Genomic DNA, 14,314 nt, shown 5'->3' on the forward strand with positions numbered 1-14,314 from the left:
AGAGACGGATGAACATCACCACCTTTGCCAAACGCCTGTGTCTGCTAGTCCCGCTGCTCCTCTCGCCAGCCGCCTTCGCGGCCGAGATGATGCCGTCGCCACCTCAACTGGCCGCAAAAGCCTACGTGCTCATGGACGCCAGCAGCGGCAACGTGCTGGTGGAGAACAACGGTGACCAGCGTCTGCCACCGGCCAGCCTGACCAAACTGATGACCGCGTACATCGCTACGCTGGAAATCCGTCGCGGCCAGATCGGTGAAAACGATCCAGTGACCATCAGCGAAAACGCCTGGCGCACCGGCGGCTCGCGGATGTTCATCAAAGTCGGCTCGCAAGTGACCGTCAGCGACCTGCTGCACGGCATCATCATCCAGTCCGGCAACGACGCCAGCGTCGCGGTTTCCGAGCACATCGCCGGCAGCGAAGACGCCTTCGCCGACCTGATGAACAAGACCGTCGCCGATCTGGGCATGACCAATACCCACTTCATGAACCCGACTGGTCTGCCGAACCCTGAGCACTACTCGTCGGCTCACGACATGGCGATCCTGGCTCGCGCGATCATCCACGAAGACCCGGCTCACTACGCGATCTACTCGCAGAAAGAGTTCTTCTGGAACGGCATCAAGCAACCTAACCGCAACCTGCTGCTGTGGCGCGACAAGACCGTTGACGGTCTGAAAACCGGTCACACCGACGAAGCCGGCTACTGCATGGTGTCCTCGGCCGTACGTGACGGCATGCGCCTGATCGCCGTAGTGTTCGGCACCAACAGCGAAGTGGCTCGCGCCGCCGAGACCCAAAAGCTGCTGACCTACGGTTTCCGCTTCTTCGAAACCCAGACCTTCTACCAGAAGGGCACCGAACTGGCTCAGGCCCCGGTGTGGAAAGGCACCACCAATCAAGTCAAGGCCGGCCTGGCTGAAGACCTGACCATGACCCTGCCGAAAGGCCAGCTGAAGAAGCTCGCTGCCAGCATGACCATGAACCCGCAACTGACCGCGCCAATCGCCAAGGGCGACGTGATCGGTAAAGTCGAAGTGAAACTGGACGACAAGGTAGTGCACAGCGCCGACCTGATCGCTCTGGACGCTGTCGAGGAGGGTGGTATCTTCCGCCGCATGTGGGATAGCATCCGTCTATTCTTCTACGGCTTGTTCAACTGATTCGAGTTGACCTGCATGGCCCCGTTCCGATCCGGAGCGGGGCCTTGTTCGTTACCGGGCTTACGCTTACGAGGCCGTTACGCCATGACCGATACCGAAGTAAAGGCGCCAAAGATCGAATTTCCGCAGGTTGATTATCCGGTTAAGGTGATCAGCGATACGGGCGTCGGCAACAAAGACAAGATCATCGACATCGTCAAGAAACACGCCAAGATCAACGATGAGCGTGTCGACGAGCGTCAAAGCAGCAACGGCAAGTACACCACCATCCAGTTACACATCGTCGCGACCGACCAGGATCAGCTGTACAACATCAACAGCGAACTGCGGGCAACCGGTTTCGTGCACATGGTGTTGTGATGTCCGGCACGCTGGGCTTTCGCGAGCTTGGCCAGATGGCTTACGAGCCGGTCTGGCATGCCATGCAACGCTTTACCAACGAACGCGGCAGTGATGCCGCCGACGAAATCTGGCTCGTCGAACACCCGCCGGTGTTCACCCAGGGCCAGGCTGGCAAGGCCGAACACCTGTTGCTGCCGGGGGATATCCCGGTGGTGCAGGTCGACCGCGGCGGGCAGGTGACCTACCATGGCCCCGGCCAATTGGTGGCGTACCTGCTGCTGGATGTGCGCAAACTGGGGTTTGGTGTACGAGACCTGGTCACGCGCATGGAGCGGTGCCTGATCGAACTGCTGGCCAGCTACGGTGTGACCGCAGCCGCCAAGCCAGACGCTCCCGGCGTCTACGTCGACGGAGCGAAAATTGCTTCTCTGGGTTTGCGGATTCGCCACGGTTGTTCCTTTCATGGCCTGGCCCTGAACGTGGACATGGACCTGGAACCGTTTCGACGGATTAATCCCTGCGGCTACGCCGGGCTGGCGATGACCCAGCTGAGCGACCATGCAGGATCGATTGAATTTGCCGAGGTAAGTGCCCGGCTGCGCGCGCAGCTCGTCAAACACCTCGACTATGCTGAGCAGACGACCCTGACGGGCGGAATCGACTGATATGACTACTGATGCAGTGCAAACCATGATCCCGACGCTCGACGTGACCGAGCGCCCGGCCCCGCGTCCCAAGGTTGAAGCCGGCGTCAAGCTGCGCGGCGCCGAGAAGGTTGCACGCATCCCGGTGAAGATCATTCCGACCACCGAACTGCCGAAGAAACCCGACTGGATCCGCGTGCGCATCCCGGTTTCGCCGGAAGTCGACCGCATCAAGAGCCTGCTGCGCAAGCACAAGCTGCACAGCGTCTGCGAAGAAGCGTCCTGCCCGAACCTGGGCGAGTGCTTCTCCGGCGGCACCGCGACCTTCATGATCATGGGTGACATCTGCACCCGTCGCTGCCCGTTCTGCGACGTGGGTCATGGCCGTCCGAAGCCACTGGACGTCAACGAGCCGGAAAGCCTGGCCATCGCCATCGCCGACCTGAAACTCAAGTACGTGGTGATCACCTCGGTTGACCGCGACGACCTGCGTGACGGCGGTGCCCAGCACTTTGCCGACTGCATCCGCGAAATCCGCAAACTGTCGCCGAACGTGCAGCTCGAGACCCTGGTCCCGGACTACCGTGGCCGCATGGACATCGCCCTGGAAATCACCGCGGCCGAGCCGCCGGATGTGTTCAACCACAACCTGGAAACCGTGCCGCGTCTGTACAAGGCCGCGCGTCCGGGTTCGGACTACCAGTGGTCGCTGACCCTGCTGCAACGCTTCAAGCAGATGATGCCGCACATTCCGACCAAGTCCGGCCTGATGCTGGGTCTGGGCGAGACCGACGACGAAGTCATCGAAGTCATGAAGCGCATGCGCGAACACGACATCGACATGCTGACCCTGGGCCAGTACCTGCAACCGTCCCGCAGCCACTTGCCGGTGCAGCGTTTCGTGCACCCGGACACCTTCGCCTGGTTCGCCGAGGAAGGTTACAAGATGGGCTTCAAGAACGTCGCGTCCGGCCCGTTGGTGCGTTCTTCGTACCACGCCGACGAGCAGGCGAAACTGGTCAAGGCCGAGCTGCTCGGTTCCTGATTCAGCGCTGAATGAAAAAATGCCCGCCGAGGCTTCAGTGCCCGGCGGGCATTTTTTTGCCCGGCCTACACTCGTTACTGACTTTTCCTGCAATCTGCGGCGCGGCTGAGCCTCTTCTGTTTGTCGCCGTTCCTGACTACTGTGTGAGCATGACTTCACACAGGGAGATCCATGGATGACTGTTCGACCCACCCACACCCTTTTTCCGCACAAGCCTGTGCCGGCGCTGCCGTCGGAAGGGTTGATAGGCGTTATTGCGCCAGCCGGCCCCGGCACGCTGGATACCGAAAAGGCTGTTCAGTGGATGCGCGCCCGGGGTTACGGTCTTCGGGTGTTCCCTGGCGTCTACGAGAAGGATGGCTATCTGGCCGGCAGCGACGAGGTGCGGCTCAACGATCTGCACGCCGCGTTCGCTGACGAAGAGGTCGATGCGATCATTTGCCTGCGCGGTGGTTACGGCACGCCAAGGTTACTGGACCGGATCGACTACGACTTGCTGAGCCGCCATGCCAAGCCCTTCGTCGGTTACAGCGACATCACCGCGCTGCATCTGGCCATCAGTCGCTACGCCGGGTTCGTGACCTTTCACGGGCCACTGTTGAATGCCGACTTGCTGGGGGACAAGGAGCCGCCGACGGTGACGTCGTTCTTCGCCATGCTGCGCGGTCAGTTGAAGACCGGCAGTGTGCTGAGTCATCCGGTGGCTTATCCGTTGACCACGGTAGAACCCGGCATTGCCCACGGGCGTTTGCTGGGCGGCAATCTGGCGATGATCGCTGCGACCTTGGGTACGCCTTATGAAATCGACGTCGAAGGAGTGATTCTGCTCATCGAGGACGTCAACGAGCCGCTGTATAGGATCGACCGCTTGCTGACCCAGATGCGTCTGGCGGGAAAATTGGCCAGGTTGCGCGGCGTGTTGGTCGGGGATGTGGCGGGCGTGGATGTTGAGGCCTTGAACCGTTTGCTCAAACAGACCTTTGAGCCACTGCGGATTCCGGTGCTGTCAGGCTGGCGCAGCGGGCATTGTGATCCGAACCTGACGTTGCCGATGGGGGCGCTGGTTCGGCTGGATGCGGGGAAGAAGGAGTTGATGCTGGAGCAGGATGTGGTGATTCGCTAACCGCCCCCTGAAACAAAACCGCCGCCTGAAGAGGCGGCGGTTTTTTTTACTGGCTACGCAAGCTTTCCAGCAGCTTGTGCGTCGGGTAACCGTCCGCGGGCCAGCCAAATGACTGCTGCGCACTGCGGATCGCCTTGCGCGTATTGGCACCGATGATGCCGTCGGCGGTGCCCGCGTCGTAGTTGCGCGCGGTCAGCAGGTTCTGCAGTTCGATGCGTTCGGTGCGGCTCAGCGGCAGATCATCTTTTGGCCAGGTGCCGTTGATCAGGCCTGCGCCGTTGAAGCGTTCGGACAACAGGCTGACGGCCAGGGCATAGGACGACGAGTTGTTGTACTTGAGGATCGCCCGGAAGTTATCGAGGATCAGGAACGCTGGGCCACGATAACCGGCCGGCAGCAGCAGGGCGGCCGACAGTTGTTCGGAGCCGGCCGGTGCCTGGCCGCCGTTGGGCAGAATCACGCCCAGTTGCCGCCATTCGGCGACACTTTTGCGAATCGCACCGTCTGCCAGGGTGTAGTTGAAACCGCTCGGCAGCTGCACCTCGAAGCCCCACGGCTGGCCACGCTGCCAGCCGGAGCTTTGCAGGTAGTGCGCGGTCGAGGCCAATGCGTCAGCCGGGCTGCCCCAGATGTCGCGGCGACCGTCACCGTCGAAATCCACGGCGTGGGTGTTGTAGGTGGTCGGGATGAACTGGGTCTGGCCCATGGCGCCGGCCCAGGAGCCGAGCATCTTCTCTGGCGTGATGTCACCCTGTTGCAGGATTTGCAGCGCCGCAATCAGTTGCGCGTGGGCAAAGCCCGGGCGGCGGCCTTCATAGGCCAGGGTCGCCAGGGAGTTGATCACCGACTTGGTGCCCTGGAACTGGCCGAAATTGCTTTCCATCCCCCACACCGACACGAGCGCCTGGCGATCGACACCATAGCGTTGCTCGATGCGTTGCAGGATGTCGGCGTACTGGTTGATCAGCGCCTGGCCTTTGCGCACGCGCAGTGGCGACAGGGCGCCATCCAGGTATTCCCATACCGGACGGGCGAACTCCGGCTGGCTGCGGTCGGCGCGGATCACGCTGGCGTCGAAACTGACGTTGGCAAAGGCGCGATCGAAGACGTCGGCGCGAATCCCGGCAGCCAAGGCGTCCTTGCGGAAGCCGGCCTGCCACTCGGCGAAGGTCTGGGTCGGTTGCAGGTCGAGGTCGTCACCGGACGGCACTACCGGCGGGATGATCGCGGGGGCCGTGGCAACAGGAGCGGTCTGAAGCGGTTGAGCGTCGGCGGCGGTGGGTTTTTCCGCGCAGGCGACAAGCAGTACGAAACTTGTGGCAGCGATCAGTTGGCGAAAGGGCCAACGACGGGAAAGACTAAGGGGCATGCACAGGTCCAGAGGATACGAATCAGGTGCAGACCTTAACATGAGGAAGGGGTGCTGCGCTTCAAGCGGCCAGAAAGTAAGAAGCCTCCCAGCTGTCAGACTGGAAGGCTTCGCGGCGGTAGCTGCCTTTACCCTTTGTTGGTCGTTCCTGGCGGCTGCGGAACAGGGGTTGGGCGACGATGGATTTGGCCTTGTTATGGCCATGTTTCGATGGCTTTTTGCTCATGAGGGTTCTCGCGAGTGAGTGGGTTTTGCGCGGCAAATGATCTGCCGATGTGGAGCATCTGTCTATAGGACTGAAGGCGGGATGTTCTGTAGGAAATGGTCTGTACAAAGAAAACGGGATCGCAGTGTGCGATCCCGGGTTTCATTCGGCAGGTAACGTCAGACGCTGACCGGCCATCAACAGCGCCAGCCGACTGAGGCTCATCCACGGCGAGCCGGCCGCCTGACCCTTGATTTGCGCGTCGATGCGCTGGGCCTCGAGCAACAATTGCGCCCAGCGTTGCGCCGAGTAGCGTTGCAGGGCTTTGCTCATCAGCGGTTTGCGCTTGTCCCAGACCGGCGGTTTCGCCTGGCTGAAGCACTTGTCCAGCGGCGTGCCCTGGCTGTACTGCAACGAGATATTGGCCAGCAGGCGCAACTCCCGCGCCAGGGCCCAGAGAATCACCGGCGGCTCGACACCTTCGCCGCGCAGCCCTTCGAGCATGCGCAAGGCGTGAGCCGGTTCGCCGTTGAGCACCGCATCGGTCAGGCCGAACACATCGAAGCGCGCACTGTCGGCCACGGCCGCCTGCACGGTTTCGACGCTGATCTGCCCGCCCTCGGCCATCAGTTTGAGCTTCTCGATCTCCTGCGCAGCAGCTAGCAGGTTGCCTTCGACCCGCGCGGCAATCAGTTCGACTGCGTCCTGACTGGCCGACAATCCGGCCTGGGACAGGCGTTGGCGAATCCAGCTCGGCAACTGGTTGGCATCCACCGGCCAGATCTGGATGAACTGGGTCTGCTGACCTTCGACCAGCGCCTTGCCCCACTTGGTCTTCTGCGCGCTGCCGTCCAGCTTGGGCAAGCTGATCAGCAGCACCGTGTCTTCAGCGGGGCGCGAGCAGTATTCGATCAGTGCGGCAGCGCCCTTGTCACCGGGCTTGCCGGAGGGCAGGCGCAGTTCCAGCAGGCGCTTTTCGGCGAACAGCGACATGCTGGCGCCGGCCTGCAGCAACGTGCCCCAATCGAAATTGGCGTCGGCGGCGAAGACCTGGCGTTCGTCGAACCCCTGCTGACGGGCAGCGGAGCGAATGGCGTCGGCGGCTTCCTGACACAGCAGCGGGTCATCGCCGCTGATGATGTAGACCGGCGCGAGGGCACCTTGCAGGTGTTTGCCGAGTTGGGCGGGAGCGAGCTTCATAAGAAACGGCGAACGGGGCGCCTGAGCGCCCCGAACGTCTTACTGCTGCGGCAGTTCGAGCGGCGACTGACGCGGGGTTTCCGCTTCAGCCTTCTGCGCCGCTTCCAGGGCGTCGGCTTCTGCCTTGGCCCGGTCGTTGGCGGCTTGTTGCAGAGCTTCCAGCTGAGCCGGAGTCAGCTGCTGCAGGCGCAGCATCATGCGCTGTACCAGCTCGCGGCGTGTCTCGTTGCGGGCATCGTTGGCTTCCTGGTCGGAACCCACCAGGTTGTTGCCGTCGTGGATGAACACTTTCTGCACTTCAAGCTTGTCGCTTTTGAGCAGCAGGTTCTTGTCGCCACGGATGTCGTAGCTGAGCACAGTATTTACCTGATACTCGCCAGTACGGCCGGCGCCAGCGTAGCTGAGGATACGCTGGTTTTCCTGCTCGTCGGCCAGGTACAGCTTGTACGGCGCACCGGAGACGATCTTGACGCCGCTGGCCTCCAGCAGCTGACGCAGTTGCGTCACGGTTTCGCCGTAGGCGTTGCGGGCGCTCAGGTCGAGTTCCTTGATCGCCAGTTCGGTGGTGCCGGTGCCGCGCAGCTGGAAACCGCAGGCGCTCAACAGGACCGCGAGGCCCATCACCAGCAGATTGCGTTTGATCATTGTGTTGCTCCCCTTGAAACCATGTGGGCCGACCTTGCGGCCCGAAAGGTTTTACAGGGCGCCAGGCAAGCCCGGCGCCCGATCCAATTAGCTGGCGACGATATTGACCAGTTTCCCGGGCACTACGATCACTTTGCGAATAGTCAGGCCGTCGACGAAGCGCAGCACGTTTTCGTTGGCACGGGCCGCGGCTTCGACTTCTTCACGGGTTGCGGCGGCCGGCATTTCGATCTGGCCGCGCAGCTTGCCGTTGACCTGGATGACCAGCGTCAGGCTGTCCTGCACCAGCGCGCTTTCGTCCAGCACCGGCCAGCCGGCGTCGATCACCGGTTCGGCGTGGCCCAGTCGATTCCACAGCTCATGGCTGATGTGCGGCGTGATTGGCGCCAGCAGCAGCGTCACGGCTTCCAGACCTTCCTGAACCAGTGCGCGATCCTGTTCGGTTTCCTGCGCAGCTTTTTCCAGCACGTTCATCAGCGTCATCACCTGAGCGATGGCGGTGTTGAATTTGTGGTTCTGGCCGACGTCGTGGCTGGCCTGCTTGATCGCCTGGTGGATCGAACGGCGGATGACTTTCTGTTCGTCATTCAGGCCGGTCACGTCCAGTTTGCCCGGCAGGCCCTGAGTAACGTGGGCCTGAGCCAGACGCCAGACGCGCTTGAGGAAGCGGTGTGAGCCTTCCACGCCGGAGTCGGACCACTCAGCGCTCATGTCAGGTGGCGAAGCGAACATCATGAACAGACGGCAGGTGTCGGCGCCGAACTGATCGATCATCGACTGTGGGTCGACGCCGTTGTTCTTCGACTTGGCCATCTTCTCGGTGCCGCCGATTTCCACCGGCAGGCCGTCCGCGATCAGCTTGGCGCTGATGACCTTGGCCTTGCTGTCGCGCTCGAGTTCCACGTCCGCCGGGTTGAACCAGGTGTAGGCACCGTTGGCTTCACGACGATAGTAAGTCTCGGCGACCACCATGCCCTGGGTCAGCAGGTTCTTGAACGGCTCGTTGGAGCTCACCAGGCCTTCGTCGCGCATCAGCTTGTGGAAGAAGCGCGCGTAGAGCAGGTGAAGAATGGCGTGTTCAATACCGCCGATGTACTGATCCACCGGCAACCAGTGGTCAGCTGCGGATTTTTCCACCAGACCGCCTTCAAAGTGCGGCGAGGCGTAACGGGCGTAGTACCAGGACGACTCGACGAAAGTGTCCATGGTGTCGGTTTCACGCTTGGCAGGCTGGCCGCATTTCGGGCAGGTGCACTCGTAGAACTCGGGCATGCGTGCCAGCGGCGAACCGGCGCCGTCCGGCACCACGTCTTCCGGCAGTACGACTGGCAACTGATCTTCTGGTACCGGCACGTCACCGCAGGCATCGCAGTGGATGATCGGGATCGGGCAGCCCCAGTAGCGCTGGCGGCTGATGCCCCAGTCGCGCAGGCGGAACTGGGTGCGCGAGGCGCCCAGCTCTTTCTTGATCAGGGCGACTTCCATGGCGTCGAACGCGCCAGCGAAGTCCAGGCCGTCGAACTCGCCGGAGTTGATCAGCGTGCCGTGCTCGCCATAGGCGTCTTGCCACGGAGCCGGGTTGGTTTCACCGGAACTGGTGCGAACCACGGATTTGACCGGCAGGTTGTACTTGTGGGCGAACTCGAAATCGCGCTCGTCGTGAGCCGGCACCGCCATGACCGCGCCATCGCCGTAGTGCATCAGCACGTAGTTGGCGACCCACACCGGCAGTTTTTCACCGGTCAGCGGGTGCTCGACGAACAGGCCGGTCGGCAGGCCTTTCTTCTCTTGAGTGGCGACGTCGGCTTCGGCGACGCTGCCGCCCTTGCATTCGGCGATGAACGCTTGCAGCTCAGGGTTATTCTTCGCGGCAAGGGCCGCCAGGTGGTGCTCGGCAGCCACGGCAACATAGGTTGCGCCCATCAGGGTGTCCGGACGGGTGGTGAAGACTTTCAGGGTGCCGCTTTCGCCGATCGAATCGACGTTGTACGGGAACTGCACTTCCATCCCGCGCGACTTGCCGATCCAGTTGCGCTGCATGGTCTTGACCTGTTCCGGCCAGCCGGTCAGTTCGTCGAGACTCTCCAGCAGCTCATCCGCGTAAGCGGTGATCTTGAAGTAGTACATCGGGATTTCGCGCTTTTCGATCAGCGCGCCGGAACGCCAGCCGCGACCGTCGATCACCTGTTCGTTGGCCAGAACGGTCTGGTCGATCGGGTCCCAGTTCACGGTACCGTTCTTGCGGTAGATCACGCCTTTTTCGAACAGGCGAGTGAACAGCCACTGTTCCCAACGGTAGTAATCAGGCTTGCAGGTGGTGACTTCGCGCGACCAGTCCACCGCCAGACCCAGGCTGCGCAGCTGGGATTTCATGTAGGCGATGTTTTCGTAGGTCCACTTGGCCGGGGCCACGTTGTTCTTCATCGCGGCGTTTTCCGCCGGCATGCCGAAGGCGTCCCAACCCATCGGTTGCAGAACGTTCTTGCCGAGCATGCGCTGGTAGCGGGAGATCACGTCGCCGATGGTGTAGTTGCGCACGTGCCCCATGTGTAGCTTGCCGCTGGGGTAAGGGAACATCGACAGGCAGTAGTAAGTCTCCTTGCCTGGCTGTTCACTGACTTCAAAGGACTTTTGCTCGTCCCAGAACGACTGGGCGGCGGCTTCGATTTCACGGGGCTGATATTGTTCGTGCATGGCTACTTTTGTACTGGATAGGGGTGGCCTAATCCTCTTCAATGCGACATCCGGAGCGGGCCGGACGGGCTGGAAGTGGAGTTACAGGAAGCGCCGTAGCATACATGACCGCGCTTGGCCTAGGGAAACCCTGATTGCAGCCGTTTGACCGGGCAAAATCGCGGCGAGGGCCGTTGGTCGCGGCGTGCAGCCGGTTTGTGCAGCGAAGCTAAGCTCTAACTGGGGAGTGAGTCTTATCTTCAATGAGGTGAGGGATGGTGGAGTCACAGCAAAAAAACGTTACCAAACCCGAGTTGTACGAGCGGTTGATCGATCGCCTGGGGACGGCCCTGGACGCTGCAAAAACCGCTGTCCGGCTGCGCGACGAGCGCCCCCTGGAGCTGGAATTGCGTGGCTTGAGCCCCGCCGAGTTCGAACTGGTCAAGGCCTATCTGGATCGCAGTGAGCGTGAAACCCACGGATATCTGTCACAGGCAGTGAAGCAACTCGATGCACCCCGTTCGGCCAAAGTCATCTGGCTCAAGGACAAGGCGCCCGGCAGAGACACCGTCAAGGTTCGGACTCTGCAGGCCAAGTAAACGCATGGCAGGTCAAAAAACGGATCTTTTTCAACGGGATCCGACCCTACTGGTTGTCGCGCTGTACTAACCCACTTAGGCTTCGGGCATCTCTGGAGATGCTCGATGCCTTTTCGTTATTTCATTAAACAACTTCTATTGCCGCCCGGCCTTCTCTTGCTGCTGTTGCTCGTCGCCTGGTGGTTGCGACGTTCGCGCCCGCGACTGGCCGCGCTGTGCTTTGCCCTGGGTTTTGGCGGTTTCCTGCTGATGAGTCTGCCGGTGGTCGTGCAATGGGGCGCCAAGGCCCTGGAGCGCGAGCCGCCGCTGGCCCGGGAAGACTGGACAAGCCTTGCGCAACGCGCCGATGCGATTGTGGTACTGGGCTCCGGTCGCGAGCGCGGTGATCTGGCCTGGGGCGAGGATCAGCCGACCGGTATCGGGCTCGAACGGCAGCGTTATGCGGCGCGGTTGGCCAAGGCCTCAGGGTTGCCGATTCTGACCAGCGGTGGCCTGCATTACGGTACGCCACCGAGCGAAGCCAGGCTGATGGCCGATTCGCTACGCGATGATTTCGGTGTGACGGTGCGTTGGCAGGAGGGGGAGAGCCGCACCACGTGGGAGAACGCCGCCTTCAGCGCCAAGATGCTGTTGCCGGAGGGCGTCAAGCGTGTCGTGCTGGTGACCCAGGCCTGGCACATGCCGCGAGCGGTGTGGAGTTATCAACAGGCTGGATTCGAAGTGGTGCCGGCGCCGGTCGGTTTCCTCGGCACTGACAATGCCCGGCCGTTTGGCGGCTGGATGCCGGAGTTCAAGTCGATCTGGCAAAGCGGGCAGTTGTTGAACGAGGCGGTGGGGCAGATCGGCTACTCGTTGTTCTACCGAGGGGAAGACAGCGCCGATTGATCACTCCCGCGCAGAACGCGGGAGTGATCGGGTTTTTACAGAGTCTTGGACATCCGGTTGGTCATCAGCGCCCAGCCAAACAGCACCACACACAGGATGATCAGCGGCCACGAGCGCCATTGCAGGTACGGCGTCAGGTTATGCATCGGCACCACTTCGCCGTAGAGCACGCCTTGTTCGAACTGCGGAATGCGCTCGGTAATCTGCCCGTACGGGTTGATCAGGCCGGTCACGCCGTTGTTGGTCGCACGAATCATCCAGCGCCCGGCTTCAAGGGCGCGCATCTGCGCCATCTGCAAGTGTTGCAGCGGGCCGATCGAGGTGCCGAACCAGGTGTCGTTGCTGATGGTCAGCAGCAGGTCGCTGCGTGCCGCCAGACTGGCGGCGAACTCCGGGTACACCACTTCGTAGCAGATGAACGGTGCAATCTGATAACCCTTGGCCTGCAACAGAGCCTGATCGGCAGGGCCACGGGCGAAATCGGACATCGGCAGGTCGAAGAACGCGATCAGCCCGCGCAGGATGTCCTGCAGCGGTACGTACTCGCCGAACGGCACCAATTTTTGCTTCAGGTAAGTGCCGTCGCCTTCGCCGACCACGGTGATGCCGTTGAAGAAGCGCTTCTCGTGACGCACTGTCTGGCGGATCGGCACACCGGTGATCAGCGCCGATTTACGCTCGGCGGCGAAGTTGCCCATCATGGTCAGGTAGCCCTCGGCGGACTCCTTGAGTACCGGTACGGCGGTTTCCGGCCAGATCAGCAGGTCCACCGGTTTCGAACGGAAGCTCAGGTCGCGGTACAGCGCCAGTTGCGCGTTGAGTTCGGCGGGGTCCCATTTCATGCTTTGCGCGACGTTGCCCTGAATCGCAGCAACACTCAGTGGTGCGCCAGCCGGACTGGTCCAGGCATGGCCCTTCAGCGCGATACCCGCCACCCACGGCCCGACCAGCAATACCAGGCCCGCAGCGATAAAGCCCTTGCGACCGGTCTGCAGCAGGCGTGGTGCGTTGTAGATCAGGGCGGCGGTCAGCGCCAGGACGAACGACACCAGCCACATCCCGCCTACCGGCGCGAGCCCGGCCAGCGGGCCGTCGAGCTGGCTGTAACCGGAGTACAACCACGGGAAACCGGTAAGGAACCAGCCACGGAACGCTTCCTGGCCAACCCACAGCGCAGCGAAGGCCAGGGCATCGGCCAGCGGCGCCTCGTTGCGACGCAGCCAGCGCGCCCAGAGCCAGGCGGGCAGGGCGAAGAACCAGGCAATGGCCGCCGTGAAAATCAGCATCAGGAACCCGGCCAGCAGCACCGAAGCGCCGCCGAAGTGATGGATGCTGTAGTAGATCCAGCTGGTGCCAGCGCCGAACAGGCCGAAGCCGAAGCACCAGCCGCGACCCAGCGCCTGGCGCGGGCTCAGCTCGCGCAGGCCGGCATAGAACAGGCCGACCGCCAGCAAGGCCAGCGGCCAGAGATCGAACGGTGCCAGAGCGAAGGTGGTGATTGCACCGGCCGCCACGGCCAGCAGGTTACCGGGCCAGCCGGGGCGGGTTGTCCAGCGCATTTCAGTCCTTAAATTTACCGGGCGATTGGCGTGAGTCGCAGCAAATGAATCCGACGGCTGTCGGCGTTCAGGATGCGGAAACGATAGGCGCCGATTTCAGTGATTTCGTTGCGTTTTGGCAAGTGCCCGAACGCGCTCATCACCAGCCCGCCGACGGTGTCGAACTCGTCGTCGGAGAATTCGCTGTCGAAGAACTCGTTGAAGTTCTCGATCGGCGTCAGGGCCTTGATCAGGAAATCACCGCTGGGCAGCGGCTTGATGTAGCTGTCTTCTTCGACATCGTGCTCGTCTTCGATGTCGCCGACGATCTGCTCAAGCACGTCTTCGATGGTCACCAGACCCGCCACACCGCCGTATTCGTCGATCACGATGGCCATGTGGTTGTGGTTGGCGCGGAATTCACGCAGCAACACGTTCAGACGCTTGGACTCCGGCACGAACGTGGCCGGGCGCAGCAGATCCTTGATGTTGAAACTGTCGCCGTTCTCCTTGAGGATCAGCGGCAGCAGATCCTTGGCCAGCAACACGCCCATCACGTCGTCATGGCTTTCGCCGATGACCGGGTAGCGCGAGTGGGCCGAGTCGACCACGGCAGGGAGGAATTCGCGGGGTGTCTGGGTCGCCTTGATGCTGATCATCTGCGAGCGCGGCACCATGATGTCGCGTACTTGCAGGTCAGCCACCTGAATGGCGCCTTCGACGATGGCCAGCGCTTCGCTGTCCAGCAGTTTGTTCTGATGTGCATCGCGCAGCAGCTCCAGCAGCTCCTGGCGGTTCTTCGGCTCGTGGGCAAAAGCCTGGGTCAGTTTACCCAGCCAGGACTTCTGCCCGTTGCTCGATCGATCTTCGCTCATAGCGA

At 61.9% G+C, this 14,314-nt stretch carries 14 protein-coding genes; 7 read left to right on the top strand and 7 right to left on the bottom strand.

Annotation, left to right across the window (positions count from 1 at the left end):
- Positions 1-8 precede the first annotated feature (8 nt).
- The 5 genes from AC07VV_RS23510 (at position 9) to AC07VV_RS23530 (ending at position 4,320) form a co-directional block, all read left to right on the top strand.
- Entirely contained in the window at positions 9-1,166 is a 1,158-nt protein-coding gene (locus AC07VV_RS23510; protein WP_096820787.1) for a D-alanyl-D-alanine carboxypeptidase family protein, read from the top strand.
- Positions 1,167-1,250: 84 nt separating this feature from the next.
- Positions 1,251-1,526 (top strand): DUF493 domain-containing protein, encoded by a 276-nt coding sequence (locus AC07VV_RS23515; RefSeq protein WP_007958664.1) that lies wholly within the window; start codon positions 1,251-1,253, stop codon positions 1,524-1,526.
- Positions 1,526-2,173 (top strand): lipoyl(octanoyl) transferase LipB, encoded by a 648-nt coding sequence (gene lipB, locus AC07VV_RS23520; protein ID WP_495037611.1) that lies wholly within the window; start codon positions 1,526-1,528, stop codon positions 2,171-2,173. Before AC07VV_RS23515 ends, lipB begins: the two co-directional genes overlap by 1 nt.
- A 25-nt stretch (positions 2,174-2,198) precedes the next feature.
- Entirely contained in the window at positions 2,199-3,197 is a 999-nt protein-coding gene (lipA, locus tag AC07VV_RS23525; RefSeq protein WP_162130488.1) for a lipoyl synthase, read from the top strand.
- Positions 3,198-3,372: 175 nt separating this feature from the next.
- Positions 3,373-4,320 (top strand): S66 peptidase family protein, encoded by a 948-nt coding sequence (locus AC07VV_RS23530; RefSeq protein WP_495037612.1) that lies wholly within the window; start codon positions 3,373-3,375, stop codon positions 4,318-4,320.
- Between the two features lie 46 nt (positions 4,321-4,366).
- On the opposite strand, the gene AC07VV_RS23535 is transcribed toward AC07VV_RS23530, so the two are convergent.
- From AC07VV_RS23535 to leuS, 5 genes are all read right to left on the bottom strand, one after another.
- On the bottom strand, positions 4,367-5,689 hold the full coding sequence (locus AC07VV_RS23535) for a lytic murein transglycosylase (RefSeq protein WP_096820790.1): 1,323 nt from the start codon (positions 5,687-5,689) through the stop codon (positions 4,367-4,369).
- Positions 5,690-5,750: 61 nt separating this feature from the next.
- Positions 5,751-5,915, bottom strand: a complete 165-nt coding sequence (arfA, locus tag AC07VV_RS23540) for an alternative ribosome rescue factor ArfA (protein ID WP_007958672.1) — start codon at positions 5,913-5,915, stop codon at positions 5,751-5,753.
- A 141-nt stretch (positions 5,916-6,056) separates the two neighbouring features.
- The gene (gene holA / locus AC07VV_RS23545; RefSeq protein ID WP_096820791.1) at positions 6,057-7,094 is read right to left on the bottom strand and encodes a DNA polymerase III subunit delta; all 1,038 of its coding nucleotides are present in this window, start codon (positions 7,092-7,094) and stop codon (positions 6,057-6,059) included.
- A 39-nt stretch (positions 7,095-7,133) separates the two neighbouring features.
- Complete coding sequence (locus tag AC07VV_RS23550) at positions 7,134-7,739, bottom strand: LPS-assembly lipoprotein LptE (protein WP_096820792.1); 606 nt, start codon at positions 7,737-7,739, stop codon at positions 7,134-7,136.
- A gap of 87 nt (positions 7,740-7,826) precedes the next feature.
- Complete coding sequence (leuS, locus tag AC07VV_RS23555) at positions 7,827-10,433, bottom strand: leucine--tRNA ligase (RefSeq protein ID WP_495037613.1); 2,607 nt, start codon at positions 10,431-10,433, stop codon at positions 7,827-7,829.
- A gap of 254 nt (positions 10,434-10,687) precedes the next feature.
- Between leuS and AC07VV_RS23560 the strand changes: the two genes are divergently transcribed.
- Positions 10,688-11,011 (top strand): hypothetical protein, encoded by a 324-nt coding sequence (locus AC07VV_RS23560; protein ID WP_096820794.1) that lies wholly within the window; start codon positions 10,688-10,690, stop codon positions 11,009-11,011.
- Positions 11,012-11,116: 105 nt separating this feature from the next.
- Complete coding sequence (locus tag AC07VV_RS23565) at positions 11,117-11,896, top strand: YdcF family protein (RefSeq protein WP_493066452.1); 780 nt, start codon at positions 11,117-11,119, stop codon at positions 11,894-11,896.
- A 35-nt stretch (positions 11,897-11,931) separates the two neighbouring features.
- Here the strand turns inward: AC07VV_RS23565 and lnt are convergent, their stop codons facing one another.
- On the bottom strand, positions 11,932-13,455 hold the full coding sequence (lnt, locus tag AC07VV_RS23570) for an apolipoprotein N-acyltransferase (RefSeq protein ID WP_495037614.1): 1,524 nt from the start codon (positions 13,453-13,455) through the stop codon (positions 11,932-11,934).
- 14 nt (positions 13,456-13,469) lie between these two features.
- The gene (locus AC07VV_RS23575; protein WP_007909641.1) at positions 13,470-14,309 is read right to left on the bottom strand and encodes a CorC family transporter; all 840 of its coding nucleotides are present in this window, start codon (positions 14,307-14,309) and stop codon (positions 13,470-13,472) included.
- Positions 14,310-14,314: the final 5 nt, after the last annotated feature.

The organism is Pseudomonas sp. GW821-FHT02C04 (genome assembly GCF_059421845.1).

Excerpts from the sequence above, each read along its gene's own strand:
- AC07VV_RS23560 (WP_096820794.1), top strand. The coding sequence starts at position 10,688 with ATGGTGGAGTCACAGCAAAAAAACGTTACCAAACCCGAGTTGTACGAG.
- AC07VV_RS23530 (WP_495037612.1), top strand. The coding sequence starts at position 3,373 with ATGACTGTTCGACCCACCCACACCCTTTTTCCGCACAAGCCTGTGCCG.
- AC07VV_RS23550 (WP_096820792.1), bottom strand. The coding sequence starts at position 7,739 with ATGATCAAACGCAATCTGCTGGTGATGGGCCTCGCGGTCCTGTTGAGC.
- AC07VV_RS23535 (WP_096820790.1), bottom strand. The coding sequence starts at position 5,689 with ATGCCCCTTAGTCTTTCCCGTCGTTGGCCCTTTCGCCAACTGATCGCT.
- holA (WP_096820791.1), bottom strand. The coding sequence starts at position 7,094 with ATGAAGCTCGCTCCCGCCCAACTCGGCAAACACCTGCAAGGTGCCCTC.
- lipB (WP_495037611.1), top strand. The coding sequence starts at position 1,526 with ATGTCCGGCACGCTGGGCTTTCGCGAGCTTGGCCAGATGGCTTACGAG.
- arfA (WP_007958672.1), bottom strand. The coding sequence starts at position 5,915 with ATGAGCAAAAAGCCATCGAAACATGGCCATAACAAGGCCAAATCCATC.
- AC07VV_RS23565 (WP_493066452.1), top strand. The coding sequence starts at position 11,117 with ATGCCTTTTCGTTATTTCATTAAACAACTTCTATTGCCGCCCGGCCTT.
- lipA (WP_162130488.1), top strand. The coding sequence starts at position 2,199 with ATGATCCCGACGCTCGACGTGACCGAGCGCCCGGCCCCGCGTCCCAAG.
- AC07VV_RS23510 (WP_096820787.1), top strand. The coding sequence starts at position 9 with ATGAACATCACCACCTTTGCCAAACGCCTGTGTCTGCTAGTCCCGCTG.
- lnt (WP_495037614.1), bottom strand. The coding sequence starts at position 13,455 with ATGCGCTGGACAACCCGCCCCGGCTGGCCCGGTAACCTGCTGGCCGTG.
- AC07VV_RS23575 (WP_007909641.1), bottom strand. The coding sequence starts at position 14,309 with ATGAGCGAAGATCGATCGAGCAACGGGCAGAAGTCCTGGCTGGGTAAA.
- AC07VV_RS23515 (WP_007958664.1), top strand. The coding sequence starts at position 1,251 with ATGACCGATACCGAAGTAAAGGCGCCAAAGATCGAATTTCCGCAGGTT.
- leuS (WP_495037613.1), bottom strand. The coding sequence starts at position 10,433 with ATGCACGAACAATATCAGCCCCGTGAAATCGAAGCCGCCGCCCAGTCG.